This window comes from Rhizobacter sp. J219, from assembly GCF_024700055.1.
Lineage (GTDB): Bacteria > Pseudomonadota > Gammaproteobacteria > Burkholderiales > Burkholderiaceae_C > Rhizobacter.
The window spans coordinates 2510691-2530035 of sequence record NZ_JAJOND010000001.1; the positions used below are offsets into that span (position 1 = coordinate 2510691).

18 protein-coding genes, 1 tRNA gene and 1 pseudogene are annotated in these 19345 nt (G+C 69.7%); 10 read left to right on the forward strand and 10 right to left on the reverse strand.

The window, feature by feature from the left end; translation table 11 throughout:
* Positions 1–4 precede the first annotated feature (4 nt).
* From LRS03_RS11475 to LRS03_RS11490, 4 genes are all read left to right on the forward strand, one after another.
* Positions 5–1897, forward strand: coding sequence for an autotransporter assembly complex protein TamA (locus LRS03_RS11475; RefSeq protein ID WP_257825556.1), 1893 nt, complete (start codon positions 5–7; stop codon positions 1895–1897).
* Positions 1897–6174 carry a translocation/assembly module TamB domain-containing protein gene (locus tag LRS03_RS11480; RefSeq protein ID WP_257825557.1) on the forward strand — a complete coding sequence of 1426 codons (4278 nt, stop codon included), beginning with the start codon at positions 1897–1899 and terminating at the stop codon, positions 6172–6174. Before LRS03_RS11475 ends, LRS03_RS11480 begins: the two co-directional genes overlap by 1 nt.
* Before the next feature lie 237 nt (positions 6175–6411).
* Positions 6412–6486: transfer RNA gene (locus LRS03_RS11485), tRNA-Arg, on the forward strand.
* A 192-nt stretch (positions 6487–6678) separates the two neighbouring features.
* Entirely contained in the window at positions 6679–6951 is a 273-nt protein-coding gene (locus LRS03_RS11490) for a hypothetical protein (protein WP_257825558.1), read from the forward strand.
* 18 nt (positions 6952–6969) lie between these two features.
* On the opposite strand, the gene LRS03_RS11495 is transcribed toward LRS03_RS11490, so the two are convergent.
* Positions 6970–8235 (reverse strand): M20/M25/M40 family metallo-hydrolase, encoded by a 1266-nt coding sequence (locus LRS03_RS11495; RefSeq protein WP_257825559.1) that lies wholly within the window; start codon positions 8233–8235, stop codon positions 6970–6972.
* Between the two features lie 105 nt (positions 8236–8340).
* On the opposite strand from LRS03_RS11495, the gene LRS03_RS11500 reads away from it, so the two are divergent.
* Positions 8341–9432: a GlxA family transcriptional regulator gene (locus LRS03_RS11500; protein ID WP_257825560.1), complete on the forward strand. Its 1092-nt coding sequence runs from the start codon at positions 8341–8343 to the stop codon at positions 9430–9432.
* Between the two features lies 1 nt (position 9433).
* Here LRS03_RS11500 and LRS03_RS11505 read toward each other — a convergent pair whose 3' ends face one another.
* Positions 9434–9979 (reverse strand): carboxymuconolactone decarboxylase family protein, encoded by a 546-nt coding sequence (locus tag LRS03_RS11505; RefSeq protein WP_257825561.1) that lies wholly within the window; start codon positions 9977–9979, stop codon positions 9434–9436.
* A gap of 111 nt (positions 9980–10090) precedes the next feature.
* Here LRS03_RS11505 and LRS03_RS11510 point away from each other — a divergent pair, with 111 nt between their 5' ends.
* The 5 genes from LRS03_RS11510 (at position 10091) to LRS03_RS11530 (ending at position 12396) form a co-directional block, all read left to right on the forward strand.
* On the forward strand, positions 10091–10954 hold the full coding sequence (locus LRS03_RS11510) for an AraC family transcriptional regulator (protein ID WP_257825562.1): 864 nt from the start codon (positions 10091–10093) through the stop codon (positions 10952–10954).
* Positions 10955–11012: 58 nt separating this feature from the next.
* Positions 11013–11312 (forward strand): putative quinol monooxygenase, encoded by a 300-nt coding sequence (locus LRS03_RS11515; RefSeq protein ID WP_257825563.1) that lies wholly within the window; start codon positions 11013–11015, stop codon positions 11310–11312.
* Positions 11313–11399: 87 nt separating this feature from the next.
* Positions 11400–11612: a YgaP family membrane protein gene (locus tag LRS03_RS11520; RefSeq protein WP_257825564.1), complete on the forward strand. Its 213-nt coding sequence runs from the start codon at positions 11400–11402 to the stop codon at positions 11610–11612.
* Complete coding sequence (locus LRS03_RS11525) at positions 11612–12151, forward strand: RNA polymerase sigma factor (RefSeq protein ID WP_257829494.1); 540 nt, start codon at positions 11612–11614, stop codon at positions 12149–12151. The genes LRS03_RS11520 and LRS03_RS11525 overlap by 1 nt, the downstream gene beginning before the upstream one ends.
* Entirely contained in the window at positions 12148–12396 is a 249-nt protein-coding gene (locus tag LRS03_RS11530; protein WP_257825565.1) for a hypothetical protein, read from the forward strand. Before LRS03_RS11525 ends, LRS03_RS11530 begins: the two co-directional genes overlap by 4 nt.
* On the opposite strand, the gene LRS03_RS11535 is transcribed toward LRS03_RS11530, so the two are convergent.
* From LRS03_RS11535 to ccmA, 8 genes and pseudogenes are all read right to left on the reverse strand, one after another.
* Positions 12374–13189, reverse strand: a complete 816-nt coding sequence (locus tag LRS03_RS11535; RefSeq protein WP_308296419.1) for a TonB-dependent receptor domain-containing protein — start codon at positions 13187–13189, stop codon at positions 12374–12376. The two genes, LRS03_RS11530 and LRS03_RS11535, sit on opposite strands and share 23 nt — an antisense overlap.
* An 809-nt stretch (positions 13190–13998) precedes the next feature.
* Positions 13999–14439 (reverse strand): annotated as a pseudogene (locus LRS03_RS26545) (TonB-dependent receptor plug domain-containing protein); the annotation flags it as partial.
* 92 nt (positions 14440–14531) lie between these two features.
* Complete coding sequence (locus tag LRS03_RS11545) at positions 14532–14972, reverse strand: hypothetical protein (RefSeq protein WP_257825567.1); 441 nt, start codon at positions 14970–14972, stop codon at positions 14532–14534.
* A 70-nt stretch (positions 14973–15042) separates the two neighbouring features.
* Entirely contained in the window at positions 15043–17103 is a 2061-nt protein-coding gene (locus tag LRS03_RS11550) for a TonB-dependent receptor plug domain-containing protein (protein ID WP_257825568.1), read from the reverse strand.
* Entirely contained in the window at positions 17100–17273 is a 174-nt protein-coding gene (ccmD, locus tag LRS03_RS11555) for a heme exporter protein CcmD (protein WP_257825569.1), read from the reverse strand. Before ccmD ends, LRS03_RS11550 begins: the two co-directional genes overlap by 4 nt.
* A complete protein-coding gene (gene ccmC, locus LRS03_RS11560; RefSeq protein ID WP_257825570.1) occupies positions 17270–18019 on the reverse strand; it encodes a heme ABC transporter permease CcmC in 750 nt (249 codons plus the stop codon). The genes ccmD and ccmC overlap by 4 nt, the downstream gene beginning before the upstream one ends.
* 24 nt (positions 18020–18043) lie before the next feature.
* Positions 18044–18709, reverse strand: a complete 666-nt coding sequence (gene ccmB / locus LRS03_RS11565; protein WP_257825571.1) for a heme exporter protein CcmB — start codon at positions 18707–18709, stop codon at positions 18044–18046.
* Positions 18706–19344, reverse strand: a complete 639-nt coding sequence (ccmA, locus tag LRS03_RS11570; protein ID WP_257825572.1) for a cytochrome c biogenesis heme-transporting ATPase CcmA — start codon at positions 19342–19344, stop codon at positions 18706–18708. Before ccmA ends, ccmB begins: the two co-directional genes overlap by 4 nt.
* Position 19345 lies beyond the last annotated feature (1 nt).

Consider the following 19345-nt stretch of genomic DNA (forward strand, 5'->3'; position numbering starts at 1 on the left):
GAAGATGAGCTTTCGTTCCGTGGCCCGCCAGGGCTTGGGCCTGGTGGTCATGGCAAGCCTCTGGGGTTGCGCGAACCTGAAGCAGGACGAACCTCCGCCACCGCCCGACAACACCCCCCAGGCCCAGGCCGCCGAGCCCGCCGCAGCCGCCCCGGCGGCCAGCGCCGCGTCGGCCCCGAGCACCGTGGCCTACCGGGTCGAGGTGCAGGCGCCCCAGAACCTGCGCCAGCTGCTGCTGACCTACCTCGACCTCGCACGCTTCCAGAACGCACCGCAGACCGAAGGCATCACCAACGCAGAGCTGATCCGCCTCACCGCGGCCTCGCCCGCGCAGGCGCGCAGCCTGCTCGAGACCGAGGGCTACTTCAACGCCACGATCAGAGTCACCCGTGTCGACCCCCCCGACGAGACGCCGCTCATCACGCTCAACGTCGACCCCGGCCCGCGCACGGTCATCGGCGCATGGGAACTCAGCGTGACGGGGGAGTTGAAGACACGCATCGACGCCGGCGACAAAGACGCTCTTGAACTGATCGAGCGCCTGCGCAAGCGTTGGCCGCTCGACGAAGGCAAGCCCTTCAGCCAGTCCGCCTGGAACAGCGCCAAGAACGGCACCCTCGCCCAGCTGCGCGCCGAAGGCTATGCGGTGGCCAAGGCCGGCGAGACCACCGCCCACGTCGATGCCAAGACCAACGAGGCCACGCTCGCCGTCGAACTGCAGAGCGGGCCGCTCTTCATCCTGGGCGACCTGCACATCGAAGGCCTCAAGCGCTACAACGAAGACGGCATCCGCCACGTGGCCGACTTCGGCCCCGGCACCCCCTACAGCGAGAAGCGCCTCTACGACTACCAGGAGCGGCTGCTCAAGCTCAACCTCTTCAACAGCGTGGTGGTGAGCATCGAGCCCGACGAAGCGCAGGCCAAGGCCGTGCCGGTGATGGTGCGCGTGACCGAGCAGGCCTTGCAGCAGGCGGTGGCCGGCGTCGGCTTCTCCGACAACACCCGCGAGCGTGTCACGCTGGAGCATCGCCACCTGCGGCCCTTGGGCTTCCAGGTGCAGATGCGCAACAAGCTCGAACTCGGCCGCACCCAGCGCACCTGGGAAGGCGAGCTGCTCAGCGACCCCGGCGATGCGCAATACCGCAAGCTGCTGGCCGGCGGCATCAGCCGGCTCGACACCGACGCCGACACCACCTTCTCGTGGAAGGCGCGCGCCGGCCGCACGCTCTACACCGAGCGCATCGAGCGGCTGATCTTCGCCGAGCTGCTCAACGCCACCGTCACCAACGGGCTGGGCGAGTTCACCAGCCGCGCCCTGTCCGGCAACTACCACTGGACCTGGCGCGACGTCGACGACATCATCCTGCCGACCCGCGGGCTCACGACCGTGATCCAGGGCGGTGCCGGTTATGCGCTCTCGGAGAGCCAGCAAGACGGTCCCTTCGCGCGGGTCTACACCCGCAACACCCTCTACTGGCCGCTGCCCGGTGCCTGGTTCACGCAGACACGGCTCGAAGTGGCCGAGGTGTTCGCCAAAGACGCCGTCGGCGTTCCCGACACCCTGCTCTTTCGCGCGGGCGGCGACGAGTCGGTGCGAGGCTACGGCTACCGCGACCTCGGCCCGGTGGTCAACGGCGTGCTCACCAGCGGCCGCCAGCTGCTCACCGGCAGCTTCGAGATCGCCCGCCCCTTCAGCCTGAGCCGCCCGGCGCTGTGGTGGGCGGTCTTCGTCGACGCGGGCAACGCGGTGAACGAGTGGACCGAGTACAAGCCAGCCCTCGGCTACGGCGTCGGCGTGCGCTGGCGCAGCCCCGTCGGGCCGCTGCGCATCGACTACGCCTATGGCGAAGAGGTGAAAAAGGGCCGCCTGCACTTCAGCGTGGGCATCGCGTTCTGATGGACACCGACACGCCCGCACCGCCGCCCCCGGTGGCACCCCGCCGCGGCTCGCGCCGCTGGTGGTGGAGCCTGGGCGCGCTGTTCGCGCTGTGTGCGGTGTTGACAGCCTTGGTGTCGGGGCTGTACTGGGCCACCGGCAGCACCGCCGGCAGCCAGTGGCTGCTGGCGCGGCTCGCACTCGTGGGCGTGCAGGTGCAGGTGAAGGACCTGACGGGCAGCCTGCGCGGCGATTTCAAGGCAGAGCAGGTGGTGGTCACCGTCGGCCGCACGCGCGTCATCGTCGACAAGCCCGCGTGGCGCGCGCTGCGCCTCGACTACACCCATGCCCACGGGGTGTGGGCGCGCATCCACGTCGCCTCGCTGGCGGCCGATCGGGTGCTCATCACCACCGAGCCGGGCGGCGAGAGCACCCCCTTCACGCTGCCGCGCAACCTGCACCTGCCGGTGGAACTGCAGGTCGACGAACTGCAGGCCCGCGAGCTGCAGGTGCCCGGCCTCGGTGCCGACCACCCCTTGCGCGACGTGCGCGGCGCCGTGCACCTCGGTCACGACCACGGCCGTGCGCACCGCTTCGAGCGCCTGAGCGCCCGGCTCGACCCGCTCTCCATCACCGGCCACGCCCGCATCGACGCCCTCGGCCCGATGGCAATGGACGTGGCCCTCAAGGCCACGCAGAGCCCGCAAGGCCAGGCCGCGATGCCGGCGCTGCCGGCCTGGGCCAAGGCCTTGCGTGCCGACTGGCAGGCCGAGGCGCAGTCCAAGGGGCCGCTCGCCAAGTTCGAGTTGCGCGCCAAGCTGCGGGCCCAAGGCCAGTCGCTCGACGCCAACGCACAGGTCGAGCCCGAAGCCCCCTGGGTGCTGACACGCCTCGAAGCGCAGACCGAGGGCCTCGACCTCTCGGCCCTGATGCAACGTGCACCCCACACCGCCCTCAACGGCACGCTGCGCATCACTCCCGAGAGCACCGACAAGGCGAGCATGCTCGCGCTCAGCGCCAAGCTCGACAACACCAAGCCCGGCCGCTGGGACCTGCAGCAGCTGCCGGTGCGCAACCTCATCGCAGAGGCCCGCTGGCGCAGCGACCAGGCCGACGAGCTGACCGTGCAGCGCTTCGAAGCGTCGCTCTTCGACGAACACCGCCCCGCCGGCACGCTGCAAGGCACCGCCAACTGGAAGGGGCGCGACTTCGCCGTCGACGCCACGCTCACCAAGGTGCAGCCGAGCGCGCTCGACAACCGCCTGATGGCGATGACCTTGAGCGGCCCGGTCAAGCTGTCGGGCACGCTTGCGCCGCGCACGCCCACCGGCGCGTTGGCGCCACCGCGCTTCACGGCGCTGGCCGACCTGAGCGGCCAGCTCGTCGACCCACCACGACCGGTGCAACTGCGACTCGACGCCACCGGCTCCGAAGAACGCATCGAGCTGCGCGAACTGCGCGCCCGCGCCGACGGTGCCAGCGCCGAACTCAAGGGCACCGCCGAGCGCGCCGGCGAGGCCTGGCAACTCAAGGCCCGCGCCGCGCTCGTCGACTTCGACCCCAAGCCCTGGTTCCCCGCCGGCCCGCGCGGCGGCTGGCGTGCCGGCCACCACCGCCTCAACCTGCAGGGCGACGCCGACCTGCGCATCGCCGACAGCATCCGCCTGAGCGGCCTGGCCGACAAGCGCGTGCTGATGGAGCGCTTGGCGGGGCTGAGCGGCGAGGCCAAGCTCAAGATCGACAACAGCAGCGTGGCCAATGTGCCGCTCGCCGGTGAAGTGCAGTGGCACCACACCGGCCGCGAGCCCATGCGCGCGCAGGGCAGCCTCGACGTCGGCGGCAACCATGTCGAAGTCGACGGCCAGCTCGCCACCGACGCTCGCGGCCAGCAGGACCGCTGGTCGATCGAGGCCCGCGCGCCGACCCTGGCCCGCCTCGCGCCGCTGCTGCGCGCCTTCATGCCGAGCGACGAAGCCGCGCAGATGGCCGACACGCTGGCCGGCTCGCTGACCGGCGACGCCCAGCTGCGCGGCCGCTGGCCCGACATCAGCACCCAGGGCCGGGCCACGCTCAGCGGCGTCAAGGCCGGCGCCTGGGCCGTGGGCCAGGGGCAGGCCCGCTGGCAGGCCAGCAGCAGCCTCGACGCCCCGCTCGACGTGCAGGTCGACATCGGCCAGGCCGCCTGGTCCGACCGCAAGATCGACAACACCCGGCTGCAGCTCACCGGCAGCGGGCGCAACCACCAGTTCTCGCTCAACAGCGAGCTGCGCGTCGCACCGCCGGTATGGGCCGAAACGCTGCAAGGCGGCCGCAGCGCGACGCCGGCCGCAGGCACGGCCAACGGCAACACGCCGCCAGCCGGACGCACGCCGGTGCGCACCCTGGTGGCCGCGTCGGCACAGGGCAGCCTCGCCGGCAACCTGCTGCACACCAGCGACCCGCGCGACACTACGCCGCCCTGGTCGTGGAAAGGCGTGCTGCAGCGCTTCGAACTGCGCACCACCCAGGCCGGCGCCGCGCCCTTGCTCGCCACCCGCGACGTCACGCTCGAACTGCGCGGCGGCCCGCCGCTGCACGCCACCATCGGCGCCGGCCGCGCCGACATCCTCGGTGCCGCCCTCAAGTGGAACCGCATCGACTGGGAAGCCGGCCGCGGCGTGGTCACGCAGCAGCTCGACATGCAGGCCGAACTCGAACCCCTTGCCGTGGCACCCCTCCTGCGCCGCGTGCACCCCAATTTCGGCTGGGGCGGCGACCTGGTGGTGGGTGGCCATGTCTATGTGAAGCAGACCGACAGCTTCAGCGCCGACATCGTCTTCGAGCGCATCAAGGGCGACCTCACCGTCACCGAAGAAAGCGGCACCCAGGCGCTCGGCCTCACCGACCTGCGCATCGGCCTCGACGCGAAAGACGGCGTGTGGAACATCACCGCCGGCCTGGCCGGCGAACAGCTCGGCGTGCTCGGCGGCGCGGTCGTCATCCGCACCTCGCCGCAGGCGGCCACACCGCCACCCGACGCTCCGCTGCAGGGCGTGCTCGAAGCGCAGGTCGCCAACCTCGGCACCTGGGGCCCGTGGGTGCCGGCCGGCTGGCGCCTCGACGGCCGACTCAACGTCAGCGCCAGTTTCGGCGGCCGCCTCAACGCGCCCGAGTACACGGGCAAGATGGTCGGCGCGGGCATCGGCGTGCGCAACATGGTCGAGGGTGTCAACGTCACCGATGGCGAGGTCGACATCTCGCTCGAAGGCAACACCGCGCGCATCAACAAATTCAGCGCCCGCGGCGGCAACGGCACCGTGCGCGTCGAGGGCGACGCCCGGCTCGACGACACCTGGCGCTCGCGGCTGAGGCTCGTGGCCGACAAGTTCCAGCTGCTCGGGCGCGTCGACCTGCGCGTGGTCGCCAGCGGCGAAGCCAACGTCGCGCTCGACGGCGAATTTGTGAAGAGCGAAGGCCGCTTCACCGTCGACGAAGGCCTGATCGACTTCACCCGCCTGAGCTCACCCGGCCTCGGCGACGACGTCATCGTCACCGGCCGTGCGAACGACCCGCGCGAGGCCGTGCCCGCCAACCCCAACGCACCAAGCGGCAACCGCATCTCGCTCGACCTGCTGGTGAACCTCGGAGACAACCTGCGCATGCGCGGCCTGGGCATCGACACCAAGCTGCGCGGAGAGCTGCGCGTGTCGCGCCCCGGCGGCAAGTGGGCACTGATCGGCAAGGTCAACGCGGTCGAAGGCACCTTCGCCAACTACGGACAGAAGCTGCAGATCGACCGCGGCATCATCAGCTTCAGCGGCGCCCCGAGCGACATGAACCTCGACTTCGAGGCCACGCGGCCCAACCTCGACGTGCGCGTGGGCGTGCAGGTGCGGGGCCCGCTGCAGAACCTGCGCGTGAAGCTCTTCTCCGAGCCCGAGATGACCAACAACGAGAAGCTGTCATGGCTGATGCTCGGCCGCGCGAGCGACGGCCTCGGCAAGACCGACACCGCCCTCGTGCAACGCGCCGCCTTCGCGCTCCTGGCCGGAGAAGGCGACGGCGGCCCCGGCGCCATCACCAGGGCCTTCGGCATCGACGACCTGGGCCTGCGCCAGACCGAAGGCGACACCCGCGAGACGGTGGTGTCGGTCGGCAAGCAACTGTCCAAGCGCGTGTACGTGGCCTACGAGCAGAACCTCGCCACCAACTCCGGCAGCTTCCAGGTCACCTACCGCATCGCGCAACGCTTCGTGATGCGCCTGCAGTCCGGCCTCGACCGCTCCATCGACCTCATCGGCACCTGGCGATGGGAGTGAATTGGCCCCCCAGTCGCTTCGCTCCTGCCCCCAAGGGGCGCCGCCTGGCGGCCCGGCAAAGCCGGCTCCGCTGGCGTGGCTCGATCTGCGCTTCGCTGCGCTCGCGCGTGTCGCCATCAGCGAGCGCAGCGACGCGTGATCGAGCAACACCCGAGGATCCGGCTTCGCCGGGCCTCTGGGTGGCGCCCCTTGGGGGGCAGGAGCGAAGCGACTGGGGGCTGCAATAATCCGCGCCGCCTCGCCGTAGTTCAATGGATAGAACGGCCGCCTCCTAAGCGGCAAATACAGGTTCGATTCCTGTCGGCGGGACCACCCCCATCGGCCGCCTCCGGCCCCATCGGCGTGGCAGTCGTAACGCGATGAAAAAGTTCCCTCGGGCAAGACCTTCCCTGAGGCTCCGGTACTCCGGTCATTCGCTGGTACTCACCTCCACTAGTCGCTAGATTCAGGCTCTTGCGCACGCTGCGCAGTTCCTTTCATCCAAGCCGTACCGGAGGAATGTGAATGGCCCGCCACAAGGCCCCCGCCAAGACCAAGCGCATGGTCTGGCGCATCTCTGACCACGCGCCGCTGGGCGAGTGGGTCGACCCGAATCTGCCAGCCACACCGGCTCCCAAGCCCGAACACATCGATGAAGCGCCCGGTGGCTGGCGGCGTTCAACCTACGACTTGCTGAACGGCGTGGAGATCGACGACAACCCCAACACCGTGCCCGACGATCTCTTCGACGAGTTGTTCGGGCCCGGCAAGGACGAGCCCAAGGCCCCTCGCCGGTAGCACCCTGCGGCGCTCGGCCTACTTCGCCACGCCTGCGCCGATGTCGATCATCAGCCGCGATGCGAGGTAGAGGCGCGGCACGATCGAGTCGATCTCGATGTACTCGTCGCGTGCGTGGTAGCCGAAACCGGCCAGCCCCAGGCTTTCAAGCACGACCGCCTTGCCTGAACGGGCCGCAAAGGCTGCGTCGGTGCCGCCGCCGCTCATCGGGAAGAGTTGCAGCGGGCGGCCATCGAGTTCGGCGTAGATCTTCTGCGCGTGCACCGCAAGCGCACGGCCGCGTTCGCCGGCGTTGAACGCGGGGCGGTTCACTTCCATCTTGATCGTCGTGCGGGTGTCGGGCACCAGGCGGCTGCTGTCGACCTTTTCCTGCAGCGCGGCCTTCAGCTTCTCGGCACCGTCGCGCGCCTGCAGGCGCACGTCGCCATGCGCGACGGCCTTCTCGGGGATCTGGTTGCCCACTTCGCCGGCGGTCGCCTTGGTCCAGTTGAGCTGGGTGCCGGGCACGCTCTTGGCCACGTCCTTCGTCTGCAGGATCTGGTGCGACAGCTCCACCAGTGCGTTGCGCCCCGCATCGGGTGCCGCGCCGGCATGCGAAGAGCGGCCGTGCACCTCCATGGTCGCGTAGGCGATGCCCGAAGTGCCGAGCAGCACGCCTTCGGTCTTGGCCACGGCCTTCGCCGCGGTCGGCTCGAACGACAGCACCACGTCGTGCTCTTCGCCGAGCGCCGCAAGCAGCTCGCTCGACCCGCTGGAGCCGATCTCCTCGTCGGGGTTGAAGAGCACCGTGAGCTGCGCATGGTTGCGCCAACCGGCATCGTTGAGCAGCTTGAGCGAATGCAGGATGACGGCGATGCCGCCCTTGTCGTCGGCGATGCCCGGGCCGTAGAGCTTGTTGCCCTCGCGCTTGTAGGGCTGCGTGGCGAGCGTGTTGGCGGGGTAGACCGTGTCCATGTGGGCGATGAGTGCGATGCGCTGCGTGCCGGTGCCGCGGAACGTTCCCTTGACGATGCTGCCGTGGCCGCGCGTGGCCTTGATGCGCTCGGTGCGTGCGCCGAGGGCCTGCAGGCGCTTCTCGCAGTAGTCGGCGATCTTCGCGATGCCTTCGACGTTGGCGCTGCCCGACTCGATGAGCACCAGGTCCTTGAGGGTCTCGATGACCTCGGGCTCGGCCTTCTGACTGGCGGCCAGCAACCTGGCATCGGGGGCCGCCGCGGTAGCGAAGGGCAGCGCGAGTGCCGCACACAAGGACAGGCAGCGAAGGTGGCGAAGGGTCGTCGGCATGGTGGTGTCGAAAGGGCTCGGTGAAGTTGACGATGCAAAAAAGTCTAGGTGCGCCGGCGCAGATGCGCGCATGTCAATATCGCCATTTGAGTTGCCGATTCCGCCATGCGCCCTTCCCACCCTTCCCGCCCTTCCGAAACCGCGGCACGCCGCACCCCCTTGCACGTGCGCCTGCTGTGGCTGCCGGAGGCCCTGCCGGGCACCCTCTTCGGGGCGCTCGACGTGCTGCGCACCACCGCACGCATCGCCGAGCTGCAGCGGCCCGGCCAGGCGCGTGAACTGAGTTGGCAGATCGTGTCGGCCAGCGGGCGCTCGATGCCCTCGCCCTTCGCGTCGACATCGCAGCGCACGAGCCGGCGTGCACCGCGCCGCCCACCCGATCAGTCGCTGCTGCTCATCCCCGCCCTCAACGCCGACAACGCGCCGCACCTCGGCGAGACCGTCGTGCGGGCCACGGCCGCGCTGCGCCTCGTCGAGCGCCACGTGCAGGCCGGCGGGTGGGTCGCCGCGTGCGGCAGCGGCATGGTGGTGCTCGCCGAACTCGGCCTGCTCGACGGCCACCGCGTGGCCGCGCCCTGGGTCTACCAGAGCTGGATTGCGCGCCGCTACCCGCGATGCAACTTCGGCGCCGATGAAGCGATGGGCAGCGCCGATCGGTTCTTCACCTGCGTGGCACCGGCGTCGATGACGGAATTCATGCTGCGCGTGCTGGGCCACCTGCACGACCCCGATCTCGCACAGGCCTGCTCGCAAGTGCTGCTGCACCAGCCGCTGCGCCAGCAGCTCACGCCCAGCCTGGTGGAAAGCCAGTGGATCACCAAGACCTCCGACAGCCCGGTGTATCGCGCGATGCAGTGGCTGCAGGCCAACGTCGACAAGCCGTACCGGCTCGCGCCAGTGGCGGCGGCCGCCGCGGCCAGCGAGCGCACCTTGCTGCGCCACTTCCGCCAGGTCACCGGCATGACGCCGCTCGACTACCTGCACCACCTGCGCATCGAGCGCGCCAAGATGCTGCTGGAGGTGACGCTGCACGGCGTGCCCGGCATCGCCGAGGCCTGCGGCTACAGCGACACCGCCTCGTTCCGGCGGCTGTTTCAGCGCAAGACGGGGATGTCGCTGTCGGAGTACCGCAGCCGCTACACACTGCGGGCACGCCGCCCGCACTGGCGGGTGGAGCGGCAGGCACCGAGAGGCTGACTCAGGCGGCGCGACGCAGCGGCACGGCCGGAAAGTCCACCGGCACAGCGAAGGCCACGTTCACGTAGTTCGTGAAAAGGTTCAGCGCCACGTGCGCGAGGATCTCAACCACCTCGGCGTCACCGAAGCCGACCGCGCGCAAGGCCTGCACGTCGGCGTCGGCCACCTGGCCACGTGCATCGACGAGCTTGAGCGCAAAGCGCAGCGCCGCGGTGGTGCGGGCATCGCTCGCCTCGCCCATCTGCGCCGCGGCCATCTCTTCGGCGCTCGCACCGGCCTTGCGGCCGAGCGCCACATGGGCGGCCAGGCAGTACTCGCAGGCATTGCGCTGCGCCACCGCGACGGCAATCTTCTCAGTGAGCTTCGCATCGAGCACGCCGTGGCTGAAGGCGGCGAACGACCCCCACATGCTCTTCAGCGCGGCCGGCGAGTGCGCCACCGCCTTGAACATGTTGGGCGTGGCGCCAAACGCGGTGTGGATCTGGACGAGCAGGGCCTGGCTGTCGGGCGACGCGGTGTGAGCATCGAGCAGGGGAACGCGGGGCATGGTGTGTCCTTTCGGTGAGTGGTACTGGGAAGTTCCAGTGCCGCCAGTGTGGGCGGCCAGCCAGTACCATCGGTGCCGTTTCGTCCACAAGACATACCAATTCGTCCAACCATGAACACGAGCGTCGATCGGCTGTCGTCTCTGCTGGAACGCTTCCGCGTGCGGGCACACCTCTTCCACCACGGGCCGCTGTGCGGCGTCACGCACTACGCTGCCGAGCCGGGGCGAGGGTTCCTGCACGTGATGCGCAGCGGCGAGATGGTGCTCACGCATCGCGCCCGCAGCGGCGCGCCGAAGAAGCTGCGCATCAGCGAGCCGACGCTGCTCTTCTACCCACGCCCGCTGGCGCACGACTTCCACAACGCGCCGGCCGAGGGCTGCGACTTCACCTGCGCCGCGGTCGAGTTCGAAGGTGGCGACGAGCACCCGCTGGCGCGCGCCCTGCCGCCGGTCGTGGTGCTGCCGCTGGCACAGCTGCCCACGCTGCAGCACACGCTGACCTTGCTCTTCGCCGAGACCGAGCAAGTGCGCTGCGGGCACCGCCTGCTGGCCAACCGGCTGTTCGAGGTGCTGCTGCTGCAACTGCTGCGCTGGCTGCTCGACCATCCTGAAGAAAGCGGCGTACCGACCGGGCTCTTGAATGGGCTTTCGCACCCGCAACTGGCGAAAGCGCTGGTCGCGCTGCACGAAGCGCCGGGCGATGCGTGGAGCCTGCCTCGCATGGCCGAATGCGCCGGCATGTCGCGCAGTGCGTTTGCCGCGGCCTTCAAGTCGCATGTCGGCGAAGGGCCCGCCGAGTACCTGGCGCAGTGGCGGCTGTCGATCGCGCAGACGCGCTTGCGCCAGGGTTCGCCGCTCAAGACGATCGCCGAAGACTTGGGCTACAGCAGCGCTTCGGCGCTGTCGCGGGTGTTCGCGCAGAAGGTCGGGCGCTCACCGCGCGACTGGCTTCGCCACGACACGCTCCTGCCATAACACCCAGGCGGCACGAAGAGCAGCGAAGATCACGCCCCTGACTCCCGGAGCAACGCCCATGTACGGACTCATCGGCCAATTCAAATCGCACCCCGGTCAGCGCGACGCGCTCGTTGCCATCTTGATGGAAAACGTCGAAGGCATGCCCGGTTGCCAGAGCTACGTCGTCGCGCTCGACCCGAAGGATGGCGACGCCATCTGGATCACCGAGGTGTGGACAGACGAAGCCAGCCACAAGGCCTCGCTCTCCCTGCCCTCGGTGAAAGACGCGATTTCGCGCGCCAAGCCACTGATCGCAGGCTTCGGCATGCACCAGCCGACGCAGCCGGTGGGCGGCACCGGATTGCCCGGCCGTTGAGCTTTTTTGCAGGGCGCTGAATCCTTTTGGCCCCGGCGGCCCTCCTTGCTTTCGATGCCCACCATTCGGGCAGCACGAGGTGAAGTGATGGTCTATCGCAAGAACGTGGGTTCGAAGGAAAGCGTCGCGCGGGTGTTGGGTGGCCTGCTGATCGTGGCGTGTTCTCTGACGCAGATCGGCACCACGCCGCTCGGCCTGGTGCTCGCGGCAAGCGGCATGGTCACGGTGCTCACCGGCCTCCTCGGCTACTGCCCCGCTTGCGCGCTGGCCGGCCGCAAGCCGGCGGAGCCCCGCTCGTGATGCGGCTCGACGGTGCGCTTTTCGCCGCGGCCCAGGCCGGCAATCCCGCGGCGCTGGAGCGCATGCTGCGCGAGCTGCAGCCCGACATCCGGCGCTACGCGCGCCGGCAATGCCACCGCACCTCATCGGTCGAAGACGTGGTGCAGGAAGCGTTGATCGTGCTCTACCGTCGCGTGGGCACGGTGCGCGATCCGCTCGCGCTGGCGGGCTGGGTGCTGCGGGTGGTGACGCGGCTCTGCATGCTGCCGGTGCTTGGCCTCATGCGCGGCGCCGAGAGCCTGAGCCATCGCGACGAAGCCGCGCACTTCGCCGCCATGCCGGCCGACGAGCTGCGGCACGACCTGGTGGGCGCGCTCGAATCGCTGCCCGAGCCCTACCGCGAGATCGTGCTTCTGCGCGACATGGAACAGCTCACGATCGGCGAAGCCGCAGAGCGCCTGGGCATCACGCGCGAGGCGACCAAGAGCCGGCTGCACCGCGCCCGCGCCCTGCTGCGCGAGTATCTGCAGGTCGACGGCGCGAAGGAGCCGAAGCGATGAGGCCGCTCTTCGCCCGCAGCCGCGAGGGCCTCTTCGCCTCGACCACGCTCACCGGGCATCTGCTGCGCGGCGTCGTGGCGTTCGGTCTTCTCTGGTTTGCCGTGTCGATGCAGCTCGATCGGCCGGTGGCCTCCGTGCTGGCCGGCATCGGCGCCTTGATCGCCATGCGAGGCTGCCCGATGTGCTGGACCGTCGGGCTGTTCGAGACCGTGGCGCAGCGCCTCAGAAGCCGATCTTCAAGGTGAGCCGCAGGGTGCGCGGCTCGGCCGGGTGGACGTGGCGGTCTTCCCGCGCCGGCAGGCCGGCCGGCTGCGACTCGTAGTAGTACTGGATGTCGTACACCTCGCGGTCGAAGAGGTTGAAGACATCGAGCGTCAGCTCGGCATCGCGCCAGAGCTTGCGGCTCACACGCAGGTTGGTGGTGGCCGACGAATACGAGCGCACGCTGTTGTCTTCGACCAGCGCACCGCTGCCGAGGTAGCGCCACTGCAGGCTGCCCGACCAGCCGGCGATGTCTTTCACGCTGACGGCGACAGAGGCCACTTTGTCGACGGCATTCGGAATGCGGTTGCCCGCCGGATCGTCGCCCTTGAAACGCGCATGGCTCCAGGCCAGGTCGGCGTCGAGCAGCAGCCACTTGTTGGGTGCCCAGCGGTTGTTCCACTCGACGCCGTGTCGCTTGCTGGGGCGCGCGGCTTCGGTGTTGCCGGCGTCGCCGATGTAGACGAGTTCGGAATCGAAGTCGAGCTTCCACAGCGCGAGCGAACTCTGAAGGCCCGGGAGCCACTCGGTGCGCGCGCCGATCTCCATCCCGCGTGAGGCGGCGAGGCCGGGCGCGGGATCGACGGCCGCCGTTGCGCCGCGCGCATCGTTGCTGTGGAAGCCCCGGCCGGCATTGAAGAAGAACTCCGTCTTGGCCCAGGGGCCGGCGATGAGCGAGAACTTGGGCGAGAGCTGCTGGTCGCCGTCGCGGGCCGATCCGGGCGCGAGCTGGTTGTCGACGCTGAAGCGCACACTGTCGGCCCGCAGGCCCACCACCGTGCGCAGCCAGGGGGAGGCTCGACGCTCGTCTGGCCGTAGACGCCGAGCATCGTCTCGCGCACTTTGTCGTCGCGCACCGGCGTGCCGAGCACGCGCGCCGACGACTCGAAGAGGCCCACCCGCGCGCGGTCATGGCGCAGTTGCACCCCCAACTCGCTGCGCGCGGCCAGCGTGCCGAGCGCATGGTCGACGCCATGGTTGGCATTGAAGCCGTAGACGGTGCGCTTGTCCTGCTGCGAGAACTGGTCGTCGGCGCTGTCGAGTGCGTAGGTGAAATTGGAGAAGAGCGACAGCCGGTAGTCGATCGCATACGCCGAGAGGCGTGTGGCGCGGTCGTCGCCGATGTGGCGCCACTCGGTCGACAGGCTGCTGCGCCGCGTCTCGCCGCCGGTGGTCGGGTCGAGGCTGTCGAAGCGGCTGAAGGGCTGGCCGTTGTAGCCCTCGCGGATCAGGCGCTCGGGCACCTGGTCGGTGGCCGTCCAGCTCGCGTCGTAGGCCATCAGGCTCGCGCTCCAGCCCTTGTTCTTGCTGCCGCCGCTGAGCGTGAGCACGCCGTTGGCGCGCTTCAGGTCTTCGGGCACCGTCCAGGGGCCGTCGTTGCGCTGCAACTCCACCGCGCCCATCAGCGTGTGGTCGCCGCCGACGGTCGCCGAGCCGCCGGCCAGCCCGCGCCGGTAGCCGCGCTGGCCGACGGTGAGCGAGGCGAACGGGGCATCGAAACGCGTGAGGTAGGCGATATCGGCCGAGCCGGCGGAGGAGAAGTCGCCGTTCTTCGCGAAGTACGGGCCCTTGCGGTACTCGATGCGGTCGACGAGTTCGGGGATGAGGAAGTTGAGGTCGGTGTAGCCTTGGCCGTGGCCATGCGAAGGCATGTTGACGGGGATGCCATTGATGGAGGTGGCGAAGTCGGTGCCGTGGTCGAGGTTGAAGCCGCGCAGGAAGTACTGGTTGGCCTTGCCGTCGCCCGAGTGCTGCGTGACGATCACGCCGGGCACGAATTCGAGCACCTCGCCCGGGCGCAGCGCGGGGCGGCTCTTCATCAGCTCGGCGCGGATGACGCCTTGCGACGCGGCATCCGAGGTGCCCACCGCGTTGTCGTAATGGCGGCCGGTGATCTCGACGGGCTCGAGGTGCACGGTGGCCACCTGGGTGGCCGGCTCGGGCGCCGCGGGAGCCGCGGTCTGGGCGAAGGCGGGGCCGCAAAGGGCCAGCACGCCCAGTGCGATGGGATGCAAAGTGGGTTTCATGAAGACGATGCCTGAGGGGCCGCCGCCGCAGGGAGGCGACGTCCGGTGTCGAGGGCCTGCACGGGGCAGGCAACGGGATCAGCGGGGCATCGTCAGGCGCGCGGCGGGCGTTCGGGCAACGGCACCACGTGGGTGATGCAGCTCCATGCCGTCAGGCCGCGCATCACGTGGCCGGCCTCGGCCACGGGGATGTCGTCGCGCACCGGGCCGAGGCCCACCATCGCCGCGAGCACGAGGCCGGCCGCGGCCGCGAGGTCCTGCGCCTCGTCGCTGAGGCTTGTGTCGGCGGTGTGCGAGAGGTGCACATGCCGCGCCCAGCCGCCGTGCTCGTGGTGCTCGGCATCGTGGGCGTGGTCGGCCGCATGCACGAAGACGGCCGCGGCGCTGGCCACGGTGGGCACGTGCACGTGGCGCGGGCCCTGCACCAGGCCGAGCGCCGAGGCCATCGCCTGCACCAGGACGATCACCGCCAGCCAGCTGGCGAGCAGCCGGGTCAGGTCACGAACGAAGGGCGAGGAAACGAGCAGGCTCATGGTCGGGCGGCCGAGTATCGCGCCGCCCTTTGACTACGCCGTGAAGCCCGACTTGGATGCAGTCGCGATCTCAGAACTTGATCAGCACGCCAAACGACAGGAGCAGCGGCAGCTGCGTCACCGGCTTGCGCTCGCTGTAGTCGGCGTTGTAGCTGTAGCCCGAGAGGTTCTTGCGCGCGTAGGCATTGATGAGTTCGCCGTAGAAGCTGTAGCGCGGCGAGAGCTTCCAGTCGGCGCGCAGGTCGAGGCGGTGGTAAGCGGGCAGGCGCTCGCCGTTGAGTTCGCCGTAGGTCGGGCGTGTGCGGCCATCGGTGTCGACATAGCTGCCGGTGATGGGGGTGTAGGGCGAGCCGGTGTGGTAGCTCCACTTGGCGCCATACATCCAGCGCTCGCTCTGCCGGTACTGCATCACCAAGTGGGCGATGACGGGCTGGTCGAAGTCGAACGGGAACTCGCGGCCAGTGATGTCGTTCTGCCGGCGCGCTTTCGACAGGCTCAGCGCCAGCCAGCCAGAGAGCTTGCCGCCGCCATTCGGGTCTTTCTTGACCAGCAGCTCGGCGCCGCGCGAGCGACCGCTGCCGCCGTTGACGTAGTTCACCGTCGGGTCGGACACCACGAAGTCGCTGAACTTCTTCTGGTAGGCCTCGAGCTTCCAGGACCAGCCGCGGTCGAGCTTCTGCGCGACGCCGAGCACGCTGTGCGTGGCGCGCAGGTGCCACAGGCCGGTGTTGCCGAACCCCGGGATGACCTGCTCCCCGGCGGGGAACTGGTTGTGCCGGCCCCAGGCGGCGGTGAAGGTGGTGTCGGGCGACGACTTCCATTCGACGCCGAGGCGCGGCTCGGTGTAGCGGCGGCCGAGGTAGCCGTCGCGCGTGTGGTGCACACCCAGGCTCAGGCCCCAGGCATCGGTCGCCTGCCAGCGGTGGCTCGCATAGGCATTGCCGAACTTCGCGCGCAGGCTGTCGCGGGCCTGCTGGCGCGGTGCGCTGGTGTAGTCGCACTCGGGGTCGAACTCGGTGCAACGGGCGTTCTGGGCGTCGATGTCGTAGTCGATCTTCATCGACTCGACCGAGCCGCCGATCGAGCTGTCGTGCCCGGGCGCCGGCTTGAACCTCAGCTGCTCGCGCAGGAAGAGCGTGCTGGCCCGCGAGGTGGCCTGCAAGGCCGTGCCGATCGAGCTGGTGTTGCGGTCGACCGTGCGGCCGAAGGCGGCCTTGTTGCGCACGCTGCCGCCGAAGTCGCCGTCCCACACCACCGCCTGCGTGCCGTAGCCAGTGTTGACGGCGCTGTCGCCCGCCAGCACCGGCTCCTGCGTCGCGAGCGTGGAGCCGGACGGCACGCGGAATTCGAGCTTGTCGGCCGCCCCCGTCGCGTGGAAGCTCAGCTGGTGGTCGGCGTTCAGGTTCCAGAGGTACTTGCCTTGGTAGTCCCAGTAGCGCGGCACGCTGATGATGACGCCGGAGTCGTCTTCCACCGTGTCGAGCAGCAGGTCGATGTAGCTGCGCTTCACCGCGAAGTAGAACGACTGGTTCTCGTTGACCGGGCCTTCGATCAGCGCATCGGCGCCGAGCAGGCTGACGTTGAGCACGCCGCCCAGGCGGTCGGTGCGCGGGTTGCGCAGGGTGACGTCGAGCACCGCGCCGATCGCATCACCGTACTCGGGTCCGAAGGCGGCGCTGTACAGCTCGAACTGGCGCACGAGGTCGCTGTGCACCGTGCTCACCAGGCCGCCCATGTGGAAGAGGTAGCCGACCGGCAGGAAGTCGACGTAGTAAAGGTTGTCGTCGGGCCGCGAGCCGCGCACCGCGGGGGCTGCGCTGCTGTCATCGGCCACGGCCACGCCGGGCAGCGCCTGCAGGGCCTTCATGGTGTCGCCGGCGGTGCCGGGCACGCTGCGCAGCTCGTCGCCGCTCATCACGCTGCGGCTGGTGGGCGCGCGCTCGCTGCGGGTGGTGATCTCCACGCGCGGCAGGCTGGGCGCACTGGCGGCGGGCGCCGACGCCGGAGCGGCAGCGGCCGGCTCGGCGCCCGGTTCAGCGGCAGACTGCGCCTGGGCCGACCCCAGCGCCAGCAGGCACACGCTGCTCCACACGGCGCTTGGAAGCGCCTTCATCGTCGCGCGGCGGGTCATCGGCCGCCGTCTTCGGCTGTCTGCAGCGCGTGGCTGCGGGCCCGCTTGTGACGCGCCGCAGCCATCAGGGGCTCGGCCAGCATGCACACGAGGGCCACCGCATACGAGCCCCACACGTAGAGGCCGTAGCCCCCCATCGCAAAAAATTCGGAGGCACTGCCCCAGTTCATGTCGGCTCCCCTTTCAGCTCGCGCACCACCCATTCGGCGTCGCGTTCACGCTCCAGCACGATCGCGCGGGTGCGCATGAAGACCACCGCGAAGGCATAGGCCCAGAAGGCGAAGGTCATGATCAGCATCGCGGTCAGCATGGTGTGCGCCATCTTCGGCGCGGCGGTCATGCTGATGGTCGCGCCCTGGTGCAAGGTGTTCCACCACTTGACCGAGAAATAGATGATGGGCACGTTGATGGCGCCCACGAGTGCGATCAGCGCGCCGGCGCTGTCGGCGCGGCGTGCATCGTCGATGGCCTCGGTGAGCGCGATGAACCCGAGGTAGAGAAAGAGCAGGATCAGGTAGGACGTGAGCCGCGCGTCCCACACCCACCAGGTGCCCCAGGTGGGTTTGCCCCATAAGGCGCCCGTCCACAGCGCGATGAAGGTAAAGAGGGCGCCGGTCGGCGCGATCGCCCGCGCCACCATCGACGACAAGCGTGTCTTGAACGCCCAGCCGATGCCGGCCCAGAAGGCCATCGCCAGGTAGAGCACCATCGAGATCCAGGCAGCCGGCACGTGGATGAAGATGATGCGGTACGACTCGCCCTGCGTCGCGTCGGTGGGCGCGACGAAGAAGCCGATGTAGAGGCCGACGACGGCCAGCACGAGGGTCGTGGCCCACAGCCACGGGATCAGGACGCCCGTCAGGCGGTAGAAGCGCGACGGTGCGGCGAAGGTGTAGAGGCGCAACGGCGAGTTCATGGCGATGAGGATCTGTCGTTGGGGTCAATCGGTCGAGATGCGCAGGGCCGCGGCGGTGGCCCAGGGCGCGAACAAGGCGGTGCCGATCAGCAGCGCGCCCAGCAGCGAGTAGTGTCCTTCAGCCGAGACGCCCGACTCCACCGCGCCCACCGCGCCCGCACCGAAGATCAGCGCCGGGATGCACAGCGGCAGGATGAGCAGGATCAGCAGCACGCCGCTGCTGCGCAGGCCGAGCGTGAGCGCCGCGCCCAGGCCGCCGAGCAGGCTCAGGATGGGCGTGCCCAGCACCAGGCTGAAGGTGAGCGCGGCGATGGCCTCGCCGCGCATGTCGAACAACACGCCGAAGAGCGGCGCCACGACGATCAGCGGCAGCCCGGTCAGCAGCCAGTGCGCGAGCGCCTTGGCGGCGGCGATGAGCACCGGCGAGTCGCCGCACAGCAGCATCTGCTCGAGCGAGCCATCGGCGTGATCGGTGGCATAGAGCTGGGTCACCGAGAGCATGGCGGCGAGCAGCGCACACACCCACACCACGCCGGGGGCGATGACGCGCAAGGTCTGCGGCTCGGGACCGACGCCGAAGGGAAAGAGGCTCACAGCGACGGTGAAGAAGGCGATGGGCAACAGGGCTTCGACGCGGCGGCGAGCAGCCAGCCGCAAGTCGCGCGCCAACACCGCGGTAAAAGCGCTCATGCGGCCACCTCGTCGAGCTGCAGCACGTTGGGCAGGGGCTGCGAGAGCGTCAGGGCCTGGTGGCTCGTCAGCACGACCGCACCACCGCCCTGCACATGCCGTGTGATCACATCGTTGAGCGTGGCGATGCCGTCCACGTCGAGCGCATCGAAGGGTTCGTCGAGCACCCAGACGGTCGGCGATGTGACCATTGCAAGGCGCGACAACGCGACCCGCCGCCGCTGGCCTTGCGACAGCGTGCGCACCGGCGCGTGGCGGCGCGTGGCCATGCCGAAGCGGCGCAGCGCCTCGGTGAGCGCGGCATCGTCGACCTCGCGGCCGTGCAGTCGCGCGAGGAAGCGCAGCGACTCCAGCACCGTCAGGTCTTCCTTCAGCGCATTGGCATGCGCCACGTAGAGCAGCGCGCCGGCACGCTTCACTTCGCCGGCCTCGGGTGTCGACAGCCCGGCCAGCAGGCGCAGCAGGCTCGTCTTGCCGCGGCCGTTGGCGCCTCGCAGCCACACCACCTCGCCGGGCCGCACCGCCAGGTCCAGCCCCTTGAAGAGCACCCGGTCACCGCGCCGGCAGGCCAGGCCCACGGCGGCGAGAAGCGGTGCGGTGTGGTCGGGGGTCGCGGCAGGCGCCGAGGTGGTCATG